The sequence below is a fragment of the Kineococcus sp. R86509 genome, from assembly GCF_042466365.1.
In the GTDB taxonomy this organism is placed as follows: domain Bacteria; phylum Actinomycetota; class Actinomycetes; order Actinomycetales; family Kineococcaceae; genus Kineococcus.
In genome coordinates, this window is the sequence record NZ_JAXHCE010000001.1 from 2,122,530 (window position 1) to 2,139,254 (window position 16,725).

Below are 16,725 nucleotides of genomic sequence, written 5' to 3' on the forward strand. Positions count from 1 at the left end.
CTCCGAGGGTGCCGCACCCCCGCGCTGCGGGGGCGTCCCGGGCGCGGGGGTGCGGTGAGGATCGGGTGTCAGTCCGTGGCGGGCGCGGACATCCCCTGCGAGATCGCGTCCATCACCGAGGAGTCGGTGAGCGTCGTGACGTCGCCGGGCGCGCGGTGCTCGGCCACGTCGCGCAGCAGCCGGCGCATGATCTTGCCCGACCGGGTCTTGGGCAGTTCCGCGACGACCATGATCGACTTCGGCTTCGCGATGGGGCCGATCTCCTTCGCGACGTGGTCGCGCAGGTCCGCGACGGTGTCGGGACCCTGCTCGTGCCCGCCGCGCAGGATGACGAAGGCGACGACGGACTGCCCGGTCGTCTCGTCGGTGGCGCCGACGACGGCGGCCTCGGCGACGTCGGGGTGGCTGACCAGGGCCGACTCGATCTCGGCCGTGGAGAGCCGGTGCCCCGACACGTTCATGACGTCGTCGACGCGGCCCAGCAGCCAGATGTCGCCGTCCTCGTCGCGCTTGGCGCCGTCGCCGGCGAAGTACTTCCCGGGGAAGCGGGCCCAGTAGGTGTCCTTGAAGCGTTGCGGGTCGCCCCAGATCCCGCGCAGCATCGCCGGCCACGGTTCGGTGACGACCAGGTAGCCGGCCTGACCGTGCCCGACGGGTTCGCCCGCGTCGTCGACGACCTCCGCGACGATCCCGGGGATCGGGATCTGCGCCGAACCCGGTTTGAGCGCGGTGACCCCGGGCAGCGGGGCGATCATGTGCGCGCCCGTCTCGGTCTGCCACCAGGTGTCGGCGATGGGCGTCCGGTCGGAACCGATGACCCGGCGGTACCAGTTCCAGGCCTCCGGGTTGATGTTCTCCCCGACGCTGCCCAGCACCCGCAGCGAACTCAGGTCGTGCCTCTGCGGGTACTCCTCGCCCCACTTCATGCAGGTGCGGATCGCCGTCGGCGCGGTGTAGAGGACGGTGACGCCGTACTTCTCGACGATGGACCACCAACGGTCCTTGTCGGGGGTGTCGGGGGTGCCCTCGTAGACGACCTGGGTCAGGCCGTTGGCCAGCGGGCCGTAGACGATGTAGCTGTGCCCGGTGACCCAGCCGATGTCGGCGGTGCACCAGTAGACGTCACGTTCGGGCTGCACGTCGAAGACGTTCTTCGTCGAGTACGCGGTCTGGACGAGGTACCCGCCGGAGGTGTGCAGGATGCCCTTGGGTTTCCCGGTGGTGCCGGAGGTGTAGAGGACGAACAGCGGGTTCTCCGCGTCGAAGCTCTCCGCTTCGTGCTGCGGCGCAGCGGCTTGCAGCGCCTCGTGCCACCAGACGTCGCGACCCTCGGTCCAGTCGACGGCCTCGCCGTTGCGCCGCACGACGAGGACGTGGGTGACCGACGGGGCACCCTTGGCCAGGGCGGCGTCGACGGCGGGTTTGAGCGTGGTCGGTTTGCCGCGGCGGTAGGAACCGTCGCAGGTGATGACGACCTTCGCCTCGGCGTCGGTGATGCGGGAGTTCAGCGCGTCGGCGGAGAAACCCCCGAACACCACCGAGTGCGCCGCCCCCAGGCGGGCGCAGGCGAGCATGGCGACGATCGACTCGACGAGCATCGGCAGGTAGATCGCGACCCGGTCACCGCGTTCGACGCCCATCCCGGCGAGGACGTTCGCCGCGCGCTGGACCTGCTCGTGCAGCTGGGCGTAGGTGACGGTCGCGGTGTCGCCGGGTTCGCCCTCGAAGTGGATGGCGACGCGGTCACCGTGGCCGGCCGTGACGTGGCGGTCGACGCAGTTCACGGCGACGTTCAGCGTCCCCCCGACGAACCACTTCGCGAAGGGCGCGTCGGACCAGTCGAGGACCTGCTCGAAGTCGTGGTCCCAGGTGACGTGCTCCCGGGCCAGCTCGCCCCAGAAGCCGAGGCGGTCGGCGGCCGCCCGGTCGTACAGGTCGGCCTGAGCCACGGCGTTCGCGGCGAACTCCGGGTCCGGCGCGACAGTGGGCACGGTTTCCTGCGGGGTGGTCACGGGGTCGTCCTCCTCGACGGGCTGCTCTCCACTGCGTACCCGGGTGAGGTTAGTCACCCCCCGCCGCCGTCGCGTCGCGACCCGTCCCCAGCGGGGTCACCACTGGTAGTCGAGGAACTTGCCGTCGAGGGTGATGACGACGCGGTCGCCCCCGGGGTCGGCGCGCCGGGAGACGTCGACCGTGAAGTTGATGGCGCTCATGATGCCGTCGCCGAACTCCTCGTGGATCAGCTCCTTGAGCGCCGGTCCGTAGACCCCGAGGGCCTCGTGGAGGCGGTAGAGCGTCGGGTCGGTGGGGATCTCCTGGTGCCCGGAGCCGCGGTAGGGCTGCATCCGCAGCGCCTCGACGACCTCCGGCGCCAGGTCGAGCAGCGCCCCGACCGTCTCGGCGGAGGTCGCGTCGACGGGGTGCTGGCCCAGCAGCGCGGCCACCGTCCAGACCGGGTCCCTCCCGATCGCCTGCGCGATGCCGGCCCAGGTGAGGTCCTTGCGGAACTTCTGGAGCCGGACGACCTGCCCGGCCTCGTCCTTGCTGATCACGACAGCACCTCTTCCGTTCGACGTCGCGACGATCACTGCAGGGGAATCTCCACCCCCCGCTCGGACTCCGCACGCGGGCCGTGGATCCGCCGTTCCTCCGCGGCGATCCGGACGTCGTCGATGCTGGCCTCGCGCCGGGTCATGAGGCCCTCCGCGTCGAAGTGCCAGAGCTCGTTGCCGTAGCTGCGCCACCACTGCCCCGTGAGGTCGCGGCACTCGTACTGGAACCGGACGGCGATCCGGTCCTCGGTGAACGCCCACAGCGACTTCCGCAGGGCGTAGTCGAGCTCCCGGGCCCACTTGGCGGTCAGCAGCTCGACGATCGCCGCGCGTCCGGTGACGAAGGTGTCCCGGTTCCGCCAGACCGAGTCCTCGCTGTAGGCGAGGGACACCCGCTGCGGGTCCCGGGTGTTCCAGGCGTCCTCGGCGGCCTGGACCTTCTGCAGGGCGGTCTCACGGGTGAAGGGCGGCAGGGGTGGGCGCACGCTGCGCATCCTGCTCCTCGGCCGGACGGCCCTCGGCGGCGGGCGGCGAGCCGGGCGGGGGTGGGATCGTTGCCTCCCCGGTGTCGTTGAGTGAGACCGGGGAGGCAACGATCCCCCTCGCGAGCGCCTACTTGCGCCCGGTCCGCCACTTCATGCCCCAGCCGAACGCCTCGTCGAGGGCCTGCTGGCCGCCCTGCACGTAGCGGACCTCGCGCTGCACGGTGATCTCGCGGCCGTCGGAGACGATCTGGGCGATGGCGCACATGGGCGACTTGTCGTCGTGCTCGTCGAGGCCGACCTCGACCTCGGGACCGCTGACGGGGTGCAGCGTCACGACGGCGTCCGCGGCGGCCCAGTTCGGGACGCCCTCGTAGATGAACGCGAACACGAGGATCCGCTTGATCTTCGCGGCGGCGCGCAGGTCGACGAAGAGGTTCTCGCCGCCGCCGCCGGTGCGGTCGTCACCGTCGAGCCAGACGATCGGGTCGCCGTCGCCGCGGTCGCGGAACGCGTTGCCGAGGGCCTGGACGACGCCCTTGGACCCGTCGGTGAACTCGTAGAGCGCGCCGATGTCGAGGTCGATCCCGCCCTGCGGCGCTGCGGCGGCCTTGAGCTTGGAGAAGAAGCCGCCGCTCGCGGCCGGCGCGGCGCCCGCGGGGCGCGCGTTCCAGGCCAGGTGCACGCGCAGCGTCCCGCCGGCCCCGCCGGACTTCGACAGCGACACCTTGGGCGTGGACTTGGTCAGCGTGACCTTGGAGAGCGAGATCCCGCCACCCGCGGGCTTCTCGGGTTCGGGAGCCTTCTTCGAGTAGTCGATCGCCACGGGTCCTACGCCTTTCGTTCGAGGAGCTTCCTCACCCCGGAACGAACGGGCTCACAGGGAAGTGCCGTCAGCGCCAGGGACCGGCGAGCAGGGCCCCCGTCAGCGGCGCCGACGGGTCCGCGCCGAGGTCCAGCCCGGACGCCGGGGCGCCGGCGCGTACCAGCAGGTCCCCGACCGCGGCGATCATCGCGCCGTTGTCCGTGCACAGCCGGATCGGCGGCACCCGCAGCTCGATGCCGGCTGCGGCGCAACGCTCCTCGGCCAGGGCGCGGACGCGGGTGTTGGCCGCCACCCCGCCCACCACGAGGAGCGTGTCGACGCCGTGCTCGCGGCAGGCGGCGACGGCCTTGCGGGTCAGGACGTCCGCCACGGCCTCCTGGAAGCTGGCCGCGACGTCGGCGACGGGGACCTCGCCACCGGCGTCGACGCGGGCCTCGACCCAGCGCGCGACGGCCGTCTTCACCCCGGAGAAGGAGAACCCGTAGGTGGGGTCGGAGGGACGGGACAGCGCCCGCGGGAACTGGATCGCCCGCGGGTCCCCGTCCCGCGCGGCCTTGTCGATCGAGGGGCCGCCGGGGTAGCCGAGGGAGAGGACCCTCGCGACCTTGTCGAAGGCCTCCCCCGCCGCGTCGTCGATGGTGTCGCCGAGGTGCACGATCGGGTCGCGGCCGAGGTCGCCGAGCAGCAGCAGCGACGTGTGGCCCCCCGACACCACGAGCGCCACGCACCTCGAGGGCAGCGGCCCGTGCTCCAGGACGTCGACGGCCGCGTGACCGGCGAGGTGGTGCACCCCGTAGAGCGGCTTCCCGAGCGCGAACGCGAGCGCCTTCGCCGAGGCCAGCCCGACCTGCACGGCCGTCGACAGCCCAGGACCGGCGGTCACCGCGACGGCGTCGACGTCGGAGAGCTGCAGCTGCGCGACGTCGAGGGCCTGGTGCAGCACCGGGACGATCGCCTCGAGGTGCGCACGGGCCGCGACCTCGGGGACGACCCCCCCGAACCGGGCGTGCGCGTCCATGCTCGAGGACAGCGCGTCGCCCAGGAGGACCCCCTCGGAGACGAGCCCGACCCCGGTCTCGTCGCAGCTGGACTCGATGCCGAGGACGATCACCGCGGCGCGTCCAGCCCGGCCGCGAGCAGGATCTCGGCGCGTTCCCCGGCGGGCAGCCGGTCGACGTAGACGACGCCGTCGAGGTGGTCGGACTCGTGCTGCAGGCAGCGGGCCAGCAGCCCGCTCCCCACGATCGTCACGGGCTCGCCGTGGACGTCGAACCCCGTGACCTTCGCGGTGTCGGGGCGGGCGAGGTCGGCGTACTCGCCGGGCACCGACAGGCAGCCCTCGCTGTCGAGGTCGAGCCGGCGCTTGCGGCCGGTGGGCAGCACGAGGACGGGGTTCACGACGTGGGCGACGACGTTCTCGCCGGTCTCCTCGGTGTCGTCGTCCGGGCAGTCGACGACGAAGACCCGCGCGTCCACGCCGACCTGGTTCGCGGCGAGCCCGACACCGTCGGCGGCGTCCATCGAGGCGAACATGTCGGCGACGAGCTGCACGAGGTCGTCGTCGAAGGACGTCACCGGCGCGCAGGGGCGGTGCAGGACGGGCGTGTGGTAGCGGGTGATCGGGTGCACGACCCCGACGCGCCCCTCGAACTCGACGGGCACCTTCTCGACCGGCTCGACCTGTTCGTCCTGCTCGACCTGCTCCTCGCTCACGGGGAAGATCGTAGGTCAGTCCTGGGCGTGGAACCGGACGGCCAGCAGGGCGACGTCGTCGCTCCCCGCCCCACCCGCGTCGGCGATCAGCGACTCCAGACCCGCCCCGAGGTCCGGCCCCGCCAGCACCGACGCGCGGGCCCGCAACCGCTCGATCCCCGAGTCCAGGTCGTCGTCGCGGCGCTCGACGAGGCCGTCGGTGTAGAGGAGCAGGGTCGATCCGGCCGGGACCTCGACGACGTGGTCGCTGCGTCGTGCGGACCCGACCCCGAGGAGCAGGTCCGGTTCGGCGTCCAGCACGCGGGCCGCGCCGTCGGCCGCGACGAGGATCGGCGGGGGGTGCCCGGCGTTGGCCCAGCGCAGGGTCCGCACGCCCGCGGCCCGGGCCGGCGGGGTCTGCTCGACGCGGGCGACGAGGCAGCTGGCGAGGATGGCCTTGCCGCGCAGGTTGTCCACGACGGACTCGAGCCGGTCGAGCAGCTGGGCGGGCGGGTCGTCGCGGTCGACGGCGAGCGCCCGGAGCGCGATGCGCAGCTGGCCCATCTCGGCGGCCGCGGTGACGTCGTGCCCGCTGACGTCGCCGATGACCAGCAGCGTCGTCCCGTCGGGCAGCAGGATGCCGTCGTACCAGTCGCCGCCGACCTGGTCCCCGGCGTGCGCGGCGACGTAGCGGGCGACGAGCTCCAGCCCGCCGCGCTGGGGCAGGTCGGTGGTGAGCATCGACTGCTGCAGGGTCCGGGCGGCCGTGGTGCGCTCGGCCAGCAGCAGCGCCCGTTGCAGGGCCTGGGTGGAGTAGGAGGCGAGCGAGACGAGCATCGCGCGCTGGTTCTCGGACAGTTCGAGGTCCTCGTGCCAGACCATCGTGAGCAGCCCGACGGTGACGCCGGCCGCGACGAGCGGGACGGTGGCGAGGTAGCGGACGTTCGCGACCTCCCAGCGGTGCATCAGCTCGGGGAAGTTCGTCCGCAGGCTGGTGGCGTCGTCGAAGCGCGGGCTGCCCTGGCGCATCGCGAGGGTGCCGGGGCCGGGTCCGTCCAGCGGCAGGTCCTACCACTCCTGCTCGGCGCCGACGGCGAGCTCGCCGGTGAACGGGGTGCGCAGCAGCCGGCGCTCGTGGTCGACGACGGACAGCGCGGCGTAGGCCGCGCCGAAGCCCTGGGCGGTGGCCGCGACGACGACCTCGGCGACGTCGGCGACGGTCCGCGTCGCGGTGAGGGCCTCGGAGAGGCGCAGCAGGTCGCTCGTGCGTTCCAGGGACCCGCGCAGCGAGTCGGTCAGCCGGTCGCGTTCCTCCTGCAGCCGGAGTTCGTGGGTGACGTCGCGGAAGGAGCAGAGGACGTGCTCGCCCAGGCGCCGGGCCCGGACGGCCACGGAGCGGTCGGTCCCGGGCAGCGGCCCCGTCCCGGCGACGAAGTCGGGGGCCTCGGGGCGGGCCAGCTGGTCGTGGAAGGCGGCACGGACCTCCTCGGGGAAGGCGACGGGCAGCGGGGCGCCCACCAGGTCCTCGGGGGTGCGGCCGAAGAACGCGGCGCCGGCCCGGTTGACGTGCTCGACGTGCCACGTGGCCGCGTCGAGCACCATGATTCCCTCGGCGACCTCCTGCCACGCGCGTAGGAGCAGCGGGTCCACCGCTCCCGCGGACGACATGGCCTCACCCTAGGGACGAGCGTGGTTGCCTCGCAGGCGATCTCACGCATTGCCCTCGGGGGACGCACCCCGGCTGGTCGCCGGAGGGTGTCGGGGGTGCGGCGTGGACCAGCGCTGCATCCTTCCGACGGCTCGCCGACGTGCGGTGCCGTTCCGTCGGCGTGTCCCGCGATGGCTGCAGCGCTGGTTCCCACCGTCGTCAGGAGGGGTCGGTCAGGAGGGGTCGGCGCTGAAGGAGAACTCGATCGTGCCCTCGTCCTCGACGGAGACGAAGCCGAGGTTCGGGGCGTTCACGCCGTAGTCGGACCAGGTCAGCGGGAGCGAGCCGGTGATCGTGACGGCGTCGGCGGCGGTCCGCTCGACGGTGGCGGGGATCGTCGCGTCCCGGGTCGTGCCCTTGAGGGTCATGGTGCCGACGAGGCTGACCGAGATCGTGGAGCCGACCTCGAGCCCACCGAGCGGCACGGGCTGGGTGAGGGCGAAGTCCGCGGTCGGGAACTGGTCGGTGTCCATGACCATCCCGCGGAACTGGTTGTCGCGCTGACCGGAGTCGGTGGCGACGCTGGCCAGGTCGACGGAGACGGTGCCGGTGGTGAGCCGGCCGTCGGCGACGGTGAGGTCACCGGTGACCTTGTCGGTGCGGCCCGTGACGGTGACGTTCTGGCCGTTGAGGACCTCGTCGACGCGGTAGCCCGCGGTCCCGCCGGCGGCGATGGCCCAGGGTCCGTCGAGGGAGGCGTCGGTGGAGGCCGCGGTCGCGGTGGCCGACGGGGTGGAGGCGGAGGTCACCAGCGGTGCCGCGGCCTTGCCGGACTCCACGCTCGCGTAGATGCGGGGTCCGACGACGGCCGCGACGACGAGCAGGACGACGACCACCGCCAGCGCGATCCACAGCCTGCGGCGGCGGGGGCGTTGCGGCGCGGGCGGTCGTTCGGTGGTGCGGGTGCTGCTCATGGCGGGTCACCTTCGGGGTCGGGAGCGTCGTGGCCTGCTACCGGGTTCACGACCCCGACGGCCCGCGGGTTCACCCCGGGACCTGGCAGCTCCCTGACAGTCCCCTGACCGCTCCGGGTCGTTGCTCCAGCGTTCACCTACGACACCGCGTCGTTGCAAGCCGTTGCGCCGCAGGGTGTGGGCTGGTCCGGACCACCGCCCTGGAGGGCCTACCCTCGTCTGGTGCCTTTTGAGCGACTCCGCTTGATGAGCGACTACCTCGCGCCGACCCCGGTGTGGGCTCCGGCGGACCTCGGTGGGTTCGTCCTCAGCATCACGCACCTGGACGACCTGGGCCTGGACGAGACCCTGCGGACCGGCCTCCTGCGGTGGCAGGCCTACTTCGACGAGCACCACCCCGTCGACCTCTGCGGCTGGGACTCGCCGATGTCCTGCACCCGCTACGCGGGTGAGGGCTTCCGGTTGCAGCAGGAACTGACCGACGCCCTGCCCGGGGTCCGCTTCGACCTCGACCTGTGGCCCGTGCGGGCCGTCGACCAGGACGTCCTGAGCCTCTGACGCGGGCTGCTGACGAGGCCGCTAACGGGGGTTGACGAGGAACCCGCCGTCGACGGGCAGCGTGTGCCCGGTGATCCACGCCGCGTCGGGCGAGGCGAGGAACGCGACGGCCGCCGCGATGTCCTCCGGCTCCCCGACCCGCCCCAGCGGGTACCAGTCGCTGCGGGCGTCGGCGTCGCCCTTCCAGACCCGGGTGCGGACCGTCCCCGGGGCGACGGCGTTGACCCGCACCCCCTCGCCCGCTCCCTGCGCCGCGAGGTTCAGCACGAGCCCGCCCAGCCCGGCCTTCGCCGCCGAGTAGGCGTCCGCCCCCAGCCCCGCGAGGGCGTTGATCGAACTCACCAGCACGACCGCCGACGCCGGCGCGGCCCGCAGGTGCGGCATCGCCGCCCGGCAGCAGCGCACCGCTCCCATCAGGTTGAGGTCGAGGTTGGCGAACCACTCCTCGTCGCTGGAGTCCTCGAAGGACGACTCCGGCACGCCCCCGCCCGCCGTGTGCGCCAGGACGTCGAGACCGCCGAACTCCGCGACCACCGCGGCGAAGGCCGCGTCGACGGAGGCCCGCGACGTGAGGTCGAGGGGGAACGCGCGGCCGTCGACCTCCGCCGCCGTGGCCCGGGCGGCGTCGAGGTCGAGGTCGAGCGCGGCGATCCGGGCGCCCTCCCCCGCCATGCGCAGCGCGCAGGCCCGGCCGATGCCGTGACCCGCACCGGTCACGACGACGCGGGAGCCGGCGAAGCGGTTCACCCCGTCGCCGCCTTCACGGCGCGCTCGATCTCCTGCTTCGCGGCCCGGACCCGGGCGGGCGACCCGGCGTCGGCGGCGGCGGCGTCGTCCTGGGTCAGGTGAACCGTGGGCACGCTCGCACCCTACCCAGCGGGGGGCACAGCGGGAGCGGACGTCGAGGGGGCGGGTGTCACGGGCCTGACGGTGGCCGGGTCGGGGCCGCAGACGATCCGGTTCTCGGCGTTGTAGACGGTCGTCCACGTCTCGCGCCTCGGCGCTCCGCCACCGACGGGGGTCATGACCCGGGTGACGTCGACGGTGAACCCGGTGTTCGTGGCCGAGTTCGGCGAGCACCCCTTCGAGGTGTCGTAGATCGTGCGGGCAGGTTTCACGTTGCGGCGCGCGGACTTCTCGGCCGTGACGGCCATGAACTTCGTGCCGTACATCGACACCACGACCTGGTTCCCGACGATCCCGGCCTGGAGGTAGACCCCGTGGCCGGAGTCGTTGCGGAACCGGTTGTCGATGCTGCGCCAGTCGATCGTCGCCTCGCGCCCCTCGGGGTAGCGCGAGATGTAGAACGAGTGCGGTTTGTGCTCGATCTCGTCGAGGCCGGCGAAGAACACGGCGTTGAACAACGTCGTCGACAACTGCGAGACCCCGCCGCCGTAGTCGTCGACGAGACGCCCGCCGGAGATCACGGGTGCGCGGTGGAAACCCCGTTCCGGGGTGCGCTCGCCGACGGTGTCGTTGAGCGAGAACTCCTGTCCCGGCTGGAGGATCGTGCCGTCGACGTGGCGGGCGGCGATCCGGATGTTGTCGGTGCGGTCGGCGTTGGCGGTGAGGTTCGTGGCGAAGGTCGAGATCTGCTCGGTGATCCCGAGCGCCTGCAGCGCCTCGGTGGTGATCGCGGGTCGGCTCTCGCTGAGTTCCACCTCGGCGCGACGGGTGGGGGTGGCACCGGTGAGGGCCCTGGTGACCGCCGCCGCGAGGTCCGCTTCGGTGGCGGCCCGGCCGGCGACGGCGGGGACGACCCGCGGGGCGGAGCCCACGATCTCGATGCGGGCGTCCTGGGGCGCGGCCTCGAACCCGGGGTCGGCGGCGAGCAGCGCGGCCTGCAACCCGGCGCCGTCGGCGACGAGCGTCGCCTTCCCGTCGACGGGCCGCACCGCGAGCGCGGGGGCGAACCCCGCGGGCGCGACGGTCGCCTCCCGGCCACCCCCGGCGACGACGAGGTCCCCGGCGATCGCGGGGCGGGCGACGTCGTCGACGGCGGCGTCCAGCGCGTCGGCGTCGAGGGCCGGACGAGCCGCGGTCGCCTCGAGCTCCACGGGGGTCGCGTCGAGCCAGGCCCCGGCGACGCGGCCGGCGGCCGCGGTGACGTCGAGCGCGCGACCCTCCTGCGGGGCGACGACGGCGGGTTCGACGGTGCCGTCGGGACGGACGTCGAAGGTGATCGCGCCTTCGACGGGGGCGACGGCGACGGAGTCGGCGAGGGGCTGCAGCGCGGCCTCCAACGCGTCGGTGTCGACGTCGACGTCGGGGTCGACCTCCGCGTCGGCACCGCTGACGCCGACGACGTGCTTCCACAGGGTGCCCGGGTTCCAGCCCGCGGCCGTGACCGACGTCGCGGTCCCGGCGGCGTCGATCGAGAGCCCCGACCGCGCCGGGTCGATCTCGCCGGTGGTGGACGCGCCGGCGCCGCTGACCTGCAGCGGCACGGACCGGACCTGCTGCGCCTTCGCGCTCACGGCCCGCTCGACCTCGCCGCGGTCCATCCCCCCGACGTCGACGCCGAGGACGGTCGTGCCGCGGGGCGCCTGGCCGCCGACGGCGAGCGCCGTGGCGCCGTAGCCGCCCGCGAGGACGACGACCCCGGCGAGGACCCAGGTCCGCGGTCGTCGCACCCAGTGCCGGTGGGCGCTCGTGGTCCCCCCGTGCCCCGTCTCCTGCTGCGCCGGCTGATCGGTGTTCGGCAACCTCGTCCCCCGCTCGAGTCCCCCGTGGACGGATCACGCTGCGCGTCCGCGCGCCCACCCTAGGAGTTCCCCGAGACCGCGACCGCCGTTCCCTGTGTGATGCGAAACGCATCGGATGCAAAGTGCATCGAAAGGGGCGTACGCTCGGGACGTGACCGCCACCACCGAACCGACGCGCACCACCAAGCGCCGCGCCGAGACCCGCTCACGGCTCCTGGCCGCGGCCCTCGAGGTGCTCGGCGAGCAGGGCCTCGCCCGCTCCAGCGTCGAGAGCGTCTGCGAACGCGCCGGGTTCACCCGTGGCGCCTTCTACTCCAACTTCGCGACGATGGACGACGTCGTCGCCGCCCTCTACGAGGCGCAGGCCGAGCAGGTCATCGACCACGTCGAGGCCCGCCTCGTCGACGCCCCCCTCGGCGGGACCTTCGAGGAGATCGTCGCCCACGTCCTGCACGTCCTGCCCGTCGACCGGCAGTGGCACGCGGTCCGCACCGAGTTCACCGCCCAGGCTCTGCGCAACCCCGAGGCCGCGCGCGTCGTCACCGCCCACCGGAGCGCGCTGCGCCGGCGCCTGGCCCCCCTCCTCGAGGCCGCGCTCGCCCGCGCCGGGCGACGCCTGACCGTCCCGGCCGAGGAACTCGTGCGCGCCGTCGTCACCACCCAGGAGGGGCTGGTCACCCCCGCCCTGCTCGGGGACGTGCCCCGGCAACCGGGCCTCGAGACCCGCGTCATCGCCGGCGTCCTCACCGCCCTCACGGAGGTGACCCGGTGAACGCGGTCGAGGCGAGCGGTCTGGAACTGCGGGCCGGTGGGCGGAGCGTGTTCTCCGGGATCGACCTCGAGGCCCCCGTCGGGTCGATGGTCGTCGTGCGCGGCCGCTCCGGCGCCGGCAAGACGTCGTTGCTGCTCACCCTCGCGGGCCGGATGCGCGCCACCTCCGGCGGCCTGCGCGTGCTGGGCGAGGAACTCCCCGGCCGGGCCGGCGCCGTCCGCCGCCGGGTCGCCCTCGCCGAGGTGCGCGGGGTCAACGACCTCGACGACGCCCTCACCGTGGAACAGCACGTCGCCGAACGCCTCGTGCTGCACCAGCCCTGGTACCGGCCGTGGGTCTCCAAGGACCAGGTCGCGGAGCAGATCGCCCGGGTTGAGCGGGCGGTCGCGGTGACCGCCGAGACCGGGGCCGACGTCCCCGCGTTGCGCCCGCGGGAGTTCGTCAGCGACATCGACCCGCTGGAACGGATGGCCCTCGGCGTCGTGCTGGCCCTCATCGGCCGCCCCGACGTGATCGTCGTCGACGACGTGGACTCGTTGCGCCGCAGCGAGGACCGCCGCCGTGCGTGGGAGTCGCTGTCCGCCCTGCGGCACACCTCCGCGATCCCCCTGACCGTGCTCGCCAGTTGTTCCGACACCTCCGACATCCGCTGGCACGCCGGCGACGACCGCATCCTGATCGACCTGCAGGACTCCCCCGCCACCGAAGGTGCCTCGTGAATCTCCCCCGGTTCTCCCTCCCCGGCCTGGAACTCGCGCGGTTCCGACGTGCCACCATCACCCGCCTCGCCCTGCTGGCCGTGATCCTCGTCCCGCTCATCTACGGCGGTCTCTACCTCGCGTCGAACTCCGACCCGTTGTCGCGGCTGACGAACCTGCACGCGGCCGTCGTGAACTCCGACTCCCCCACGACGATCACCGGCCTGGACGGGAAGGAACAGACGATCCAGGCGGGTTCCGACCTCGTCGACGAACTCACCGGCCCGGACGCGGCCGCGGGCTTCAGCTGGCAGAAGACGTCCGAGGCGGACGCCGCGAAGGGTCTCGCCGACGGCGACTACGCCGCCGTCCTGCGCATCCCCTCGGGGTTCTCCAAGGCACTGGCCTCGACCGGCGGGGACGCCCCCGAACGCGCCCGGTTGAGCGTCACGACCGACGACGCCGAGAACTACATCCTCGGTCAGGTCACGAACACCATCGCCACGACGATCCGCACGAACGTCGCCGCCGGGACGACGACGAACTACCTCCAGAACGTCTACGTCGCCTTCGCCGACATCCACGACTCCCTCGGCCGGGCCGCCGACGGCGCCGGCCGCCTCGCCGACGGCGCGCAGCAGGCCGACGACGGCGCGAACACCCTCGTCGTGGGCCTCGGCGACCTCGGCACCGGCGCGACGCGGCTCGTCGACGGGACGGGGAAGCTGCGGGGCGGGGCCACCTCCCTCGCCGGCGGCACCGCCCAGGTCGCCAAGGGTGCGACCTCCGCCGCCGACGGGGCCGCCTCCCTGGCCACCGGACTCGACCGGCTGCGCACCGCCACCACGGGCCTGCCCGCCCAGACGGCGCAGCTCGCGAGCGGGGCGGGCGCCGTCGCCGACGGCGCGGGCCGGATCTCGCAGGGCGCCGACGCGCTCGCCACCGCCGCGAACCAGCTCACCCCCGCCCTCGCCGGCGCCACCCAGCTCGTCCCGCTCGTCGACCAGCTCCTGACCCAGGCCCGCACCCTCGCCGCCGCGAGCCCCGACGACCCGACGCTGGCCACCGCGGTCACCTCGCTCGAGCGGACCCGGCAGGCCCTCACCGACGGCTCGCTCGACCAGGTCGCGCAGACCCTCCAGACCCGCGTCGGCGGTCTCGCCACCGGCGCGAAGGACCTGTCCACCGGCGCGACCGCGGTCGCCGGCGGCGCGCAGCGGCTCGCCGCCGCGGCACCCGCCCTGCAGCAGGGCATCGCGCAGGCCGCCGACGGGGCCGACGCCCTCGCCACCGGCACGAAGACCCTCGCGACGGGCTCGCGGTCGGCCGCCGACGGGGCCGCCGCCCTCGCCACCGGCGCCGGTCAGGTCGACGACGGCGCGAGCGCGCTCGTCAACGGCACCTCGCAGGCCCGGACCGGCGCGCAGCAGCTCGCCGACGGGACGCAGCAGCTCGCCGACGGCGCGGGCACCCTGCGCACGCAACTGCAGGACGGCCAGGCCCAGGTGCCCGTCTACTCCGGTGACGCGGCGAACGCGCGCGCCGACGTCGTCGCCTCCCCCGTCACCGCCGAGCGCGTGAAGGAGCACGCCGTCGACCGCTACAGCGACGGCCTCGCCCCGCTGTTCGTGCCCGTCGCGCTGTGGGTCGGCGGGATGGTGACGTACATGGTGCTGCGGGCGGTGTCCCAGCGGGCGCTCGCCTCCACGGCCTCCTCCTACCGCGCGGCCGTCGCGGGCTGGGTGCCGGGCGCCCTGCTCGGCGTCGTCCAGGCCGTCGTGCTGACGCTCGTGCTGCTGCTCGCCGTGGGGATCGAGTCGCCGAACCCGGTCGCGACGACGGCGTTCGCGGCGTTGATCGCGGTAGTGTTCACGGCGGTCCACCAGTGCCTGAACGCCCTGCTCGGCGGCGTGGGGCGCCTCGTCGCGCTGGTGCTGCTCGTCCTGCAGCTCACCTCGGCCGGCGGGACCTACCCGGTCGGGACGTCACCGTCGTTCTTCGGGGCGATCCACCCGTTCCTGCCGATGAGCTACGCCGCCGACGGTCTGCGCCACCTCATCACCGGCGCCGCGGGCGGTCCCGTCTGGCTGGACGCCGGTGTGCTCGCCGCGTTCGGTGTCCTGGCCCTGGCCGTCACCGTCCTCGCCTGCCACCGTCGCCGGACCTGGTCGCTCGCCCAGCTCCACCCCTCCCTCTCCCTCTGACCCCCTCCCCCGCGGAAACAACACTTTCCGCCCTCCGACACCCCCCTAGAGGGCGGAAACAACACTTTCCGCCCCCGGGACCCCGGGTCAGAGGGCGGAAAGTGTTGTTTCCGCGGGACGTGCGGCGGGGGGTCAGGAGGGCGGGGTGAGGTGCTTGGGCAGGCAAACGTTGCCCCGCACGCCGGCCGGGGTGGTGGAGAACATGCTGTCGCACCAGGTCCGGACGTCCCCGGCGTCGGCGAAGGGGCCGGCGGCGAGCGTCACCCAGTAGGGGTTGCCGCGGGCGTCGAGCAGCCCGTCGCCGAAGTCGGCGGTCTTGAGCACGAAGACGTCCCCGCCGGCCGGGCCGGAGGCGATCTCGCGGGACTGGGCGAGGATGTCGGCGGCGTAGAAGGTGCTGCTGCCGTTGGACGCGGTCTGGACGGGGTCGGTGGTCCCGACGCTCTTGGCCGAGAGCTGCGCGACCCACTGCCCGGTCGGCGGGTGGGCGCGCAAGCCGTTCTGGCGCAGCGCCTCCAACTCAGCCGTCGCGGCCGCGTCGACCGCCGCGGTCCCGCTGGACGGGGACCGCGACGGAGACGGCGAGAGGGTCGGGACGGAGGTGGTCGCCGGCGCGCCGGGGGTTCCCTGGGCCGAGACCCCGTCGTCGGCGGGGCGGGCGGAGGTCCGGACCGCGAGCAGGGCCACCAGCACCAGGAGCACCACGCCCAGGACCCCCGCGACGACCTGCAGGGCGCGGGGCGGTCGCGGAGGTGGCGGGGTGGGCACGACCTGCGGCGGGGCGGAGGCGCGCGTGGTGGTCCCGGCCCGGGGAGCGTCGTCCGGCCGGTCCGCGTGGAAGTCCTCCCACCACGGTGCTCCGGACACTCCGACCTCCCGACGCTGCGGGTGCGACCTCCGCACCCTCCTGGCGCCCGGAACCTCCGACGGCGCTCGCGCCGCCCCGGTTCCGCGTGCGGTCCCAGCATGCCTCGTGCAGGCCCGGAACAACGCGTCGGAGGGAAATCACGTGCGGTGACCGGTCAGAGGCTGGAGAAGACCTGGGTCCAGTACTGGCCGCCGACGCCCTGACGCTCGGAGATGCCGACGTAGACGAGGCTGCAGTCGAGGATGTTGGCGCGGTGACCCGGGCTCGCCATCCAGGCGTCGACCACCGAGGCCGCGTCGTAACCGAGGGCGATGTTCTCGGCCGTGCGCTGGGGTCGCACCCCGACGGCCGCGAGCCGGCTCCGCGGGGAGCTGCCGTCGGGACCGGTGTGGCTGAAGTCGCCGGTCGCGGCCATCTGGTCGGCGTGCCCGTCGGCGACCCCGGTCTCCAGCGGCATGAGGAGCAGCGGCGCGCAGCCCGCGGTGGCGCGGGCGGCGTTGGTCTCGTCGAGGACCTGGAGGGCCTGCGGGTCGATCGGGGTGGGGGTGATCTCGTCCGCGGAGGCGGGTGCGGCCAGGGCCAGCGAGGCCGTGGCCGTAGCGAGGGCGAGGGCGAGCGCGGTGGTGGTGAGCGTGCGGAAGGGGCGCCGGGGGAGCGTCGTCATGCGCCGCACTCAACCAGTCTGGGGCCGTCGCGGGGGGATCCTGTGACATGTGCCACACTCGGCGTGCCCGCCTGGACACGTT

General features: G+C 73.8%; 17 protein-coding genes. 4 read left to right on the forward strand and 13 right to left on the reverse strand.

The features are described from left to right. Positions 1 to 68 precede the first annotated feature (68 nt). From acs to SJY07_RS10300, 9 genes are all read right to left on the reverse strand, one after another. Positions 69 to 2,012 carry an acetate--CoA ligase gene (acs, locus tag SJY07_RS10260; RefSeq protein WP_380158849.1) on the reverse strand — a complete coding sequence of 648 codons (1,944 nt, stop codon included), beginning with the start codon at positions 2,010 to 2,012 and terminating at the stop codon, positions 69 to 71. 96 nt (positions 2,013 to 2,108) lie between these two features. Further along, positions 2,109 to 2,549 carry a cyanase gene (gene cynS, locus SJY07_RS10265; RefSeq protein ID WP_380162258.1) on the reverse strand — a complete coding sequence of 147 codons (441 nt, stop codon included), beginning with the start codon at positions 2,547 to 2,549 and terminating at the stop codon, positions 2,109 to 2,111. A 35-nt stretch (positions 2,550 to 2,584) separates the two neighbouring features. Beyond that, positions 2,585 to 3,046 (reverse strand): nuclear transport factor 2 family protein, encoded by a 462-nt coding sequence (locus SJY07_RS10270; protein ID WP_380158851.1) that lies wholly within the window; start codon positions 3,044 to 3,046, stop codon positions 2,585 to 2,587. 118 nt (positions 3,047 to 3,164) lie between these two features. Beyond that, positions 3,165 to 3,860: a tellurium resistance protein gene (locus SJY07_RS10275; RefSeq protein WP_328294368.1), complete on the reverse strand. Its 696-nt coding sequence runs from the start codon at positions 3,858 to 3,860 to the stop codon at positions 3,165 to 3,167. Positions 3,861 to 3,927: 67 nt separating this feature from the next. Then, entirely contained in the window at positions 3,928 to 4,971 is a 1,044-nt protein-coding gene (gene tsaD / locus SJY07_RS10280; RefSeq protein ID WP_380158853.1) for a tRNA (adenosine(37)-N6)-threonylcarbamoyltransferase complex transferase subunit TsaD, read from the reverse strand. Next, positions 4,968 to 5,573 (reverse strand): peptide deformylase, encoded by a 606-nt coding sequence (def, locus tag SJY07_RS10285; protein ID WP_380158855.1) that lies wholly within the window; start codon positions 5,571 to 5,573, stop codon positions 4,968 to 4,970. The genes tsaD and def overlap by 4 nt, the downstream gene beginning before the upstream one ends. Before the next feature lie 15 nt (positions 5,574 to 5,588). Further along, positions 5,589 to 6,581: a PP2C family protein-serine/threonine phosphatase gene (locus SJY07_RS10290; RefSeq protein WP_380158857.1), complete on the reverse strand. Its 993-nt coding sequence runs from the start codon at positions 6,579 to 6,581 to the stop codon at positions 5,589 to 5,591. A 39-nt stretch (positions 6,582 to 6,620) separates the two neighbouring features. Next, positions 6,621 to 7,220 carry a PAS domain-containing protein gene (locus tag SJY07_RS10295; protein WP_380158859.1) on the reverse strand — a complete coding sequence of 200 codons (600 nt, stop codon included), beginning with the start codon at positions 7,218 to 7,220 and terminating at the stop codon, positions 6,621 to 6,623. Positions 7,221 to 7,433: 213 nt separating this feature from the next. Next, the gene (locus tag SJY07_RS10300) at positions 7,434 to 8,174 is read right to left on the reverse strand and encodes a YceI family protein (RefSeq protein WP_328294364.1); all 741 of its coding nucleotides are present in this window, start codon (positions 8,172 to 8,174) and stop codon (positions 7,434 to 7,436) included. A gap of 222 nt (positions 8,175 to 8,396) precedes the next feature. Between SJY07_RS10300 and SJY07_RS10305 the strand changes: the two genes are divergently transcribed. Next, positions 8,397 to 8,732, forward strand: coding sequence for a hypothetical protein (locus SJY07_RS10305; RefSeq protein WP_380158861.1), 336 nt, complete (start codon positions 8,397 to 8,399; stop codon positions 8,730 to 8,732). A 21-nt stretch (positions 8,733 to 8,753) separates the two neighbouring features. Here the strand turns inward: SJY07_RS10305 and SJY07_RS10310 are convergent, their stop codons facing one another. Both SJY07_RS10310 and SJY07_RS10315 read right to left on the reverse strand, forming a co-directional pair. Beyond that, complete coding sequence (locus SJY07_RS10310; RefSeq protein WP_380158862.1) at positions 8,754 to 9,479, reverse strand: SDR family NAD(P)-dependent oxidoreductase; 726 nt, start codon at positions 9,477 to 9,479, stop codon at positions 8,754 to 8,756. Positions 9,480 to 9,601: 122 nt separating this feature from the next. Then, positions 9,602 to 11,437: a VanW family protein gene (locus tag SJY07_RS10315; protein WP_380158863.1), complete on the reverse strand. Its 1,836-nt coding sequence runs from the start codon at positions 11,435 to 11,437 to the stop codon at positions 9,602 to 9,604. 151 nt (positions 11,438 to 11,588) lie between these two features. Between SJY07_RS10315 and SJY07_RS10320 the strand changes: the two genes are divergently transcribed. Genes SJY07_RS10320 through SJY07_RS10330 form a run of 3 tightly spaced genes read left to right on the forward strand, consistent with a single transcriptional unit; the run spans position 11,589 to position 15,111 of the window. Beyond that, on the forward strand, positions 11,589 to 12,209 hold the full coding sequence (locus SJY07_RS10320) for a TetR/AcrR family transcriptional regulator (protein ID WP_328294360.1): 621 nt from the start codon (positions 11,589 to 11,591) through the stop codon (positions 12,207 to 12,209). Further along, positions 12,206 to 12,928 carry an ATP-binding cassette domain-containing protein gene (locus SJY07_RS10325; protein WP_380158864.1) on the forward strand — a complete coding sequence of 241 codons (723 nt, stop codon included), beginning with the start codon at positions 12,206 to 12,208 and terminating at the stop codon, positions 12,926 to 12,928. The genes SJY07_RS10320 and SJY07_RS10325 overlap by 4 nt, the downstream gene beginning before the upstream one ends. Continuing rightward, positions 12,925 to 15,111: a YhgE/Pip domain-containing protein gene (locus SJY07_RS10330; protein WP_328294358.1), complete on the forward strand. Its 2,187-nt coding sequence runs from the start codon at positions 12,925 to 12,927 to the stop codon at positions 15,109 to 15,111. The genes SJY07_RS10325 and SJY07_RS10330 overlap by 4 nt, the downstream gene beginning before the upstream one ends. A gap of 132 nt (positions 15,112 to 15,243) precedes the next feature. Here the strand turns inward: SJY07_RS10330 and SJY07_RS10335 are convergent, their stop codons facing one another. Next, a complete protein-coding gene (locus SJY07_RS10335) occupies positions 15,244 to 15,978 on the reverse strand; it encodes a hypothetical protein (protein ID WP_380158867.1) in 735 nt (244 codons plus the stop codon). 155 nt (positions 15,979 to 16,133) lie between these two features. Beyond that, complete coding sequence (locus tag SJY07_RS10340; protein WP_380158869.1) at positions 16,134 to 16,643, reverse strand: CAP domain-containing protein; 510 nt, start codon at positions 16,641 to 16,643, stop codon at positions 16,134 to 16,136. Between the last annotated feature and the right edge of the window lie 82 nt (positions 16,644 to 16,725).

Coding starts and splice junctions, on each gene's coding strand:
- SJY07_RS10270 (WP_380158851.1), bottom strand. CDS start 3,046: ATGCGCAGCGTGCGCCCACCCCTGCCGCCCTTCACCCGTGAGACCGCC.
- SJY07_RS10290 (WP_380158857.1), bottom strand. CDS start 6,581: ATGCGCCAGGGCAGCCCGCGCTTCGACGACGCCACCAGCCTGCGGACG.
- SJY07_RS10295 (WP_380158859.1), bottom strand. CDS start 7,220: ATGTCGTCCGCGGGAGCGGTGGACCCGCTGCTCCTACGCGCGTGGCAG.
- SJY07_RS10300 (WP_328294364.1), bottom strand. CDS start 8,174: ATGAGCAGCACCCGCACCACCGAACGACCGCCCGCGCCGCAACGCCCC.
- SJY07_RS10340 (WP_380158869.1), bottom strand. CDS start 16,643: ATGACGACGCTCCCCCGGCGCCCCTTCCGCACGCTCACCACCACCGCG.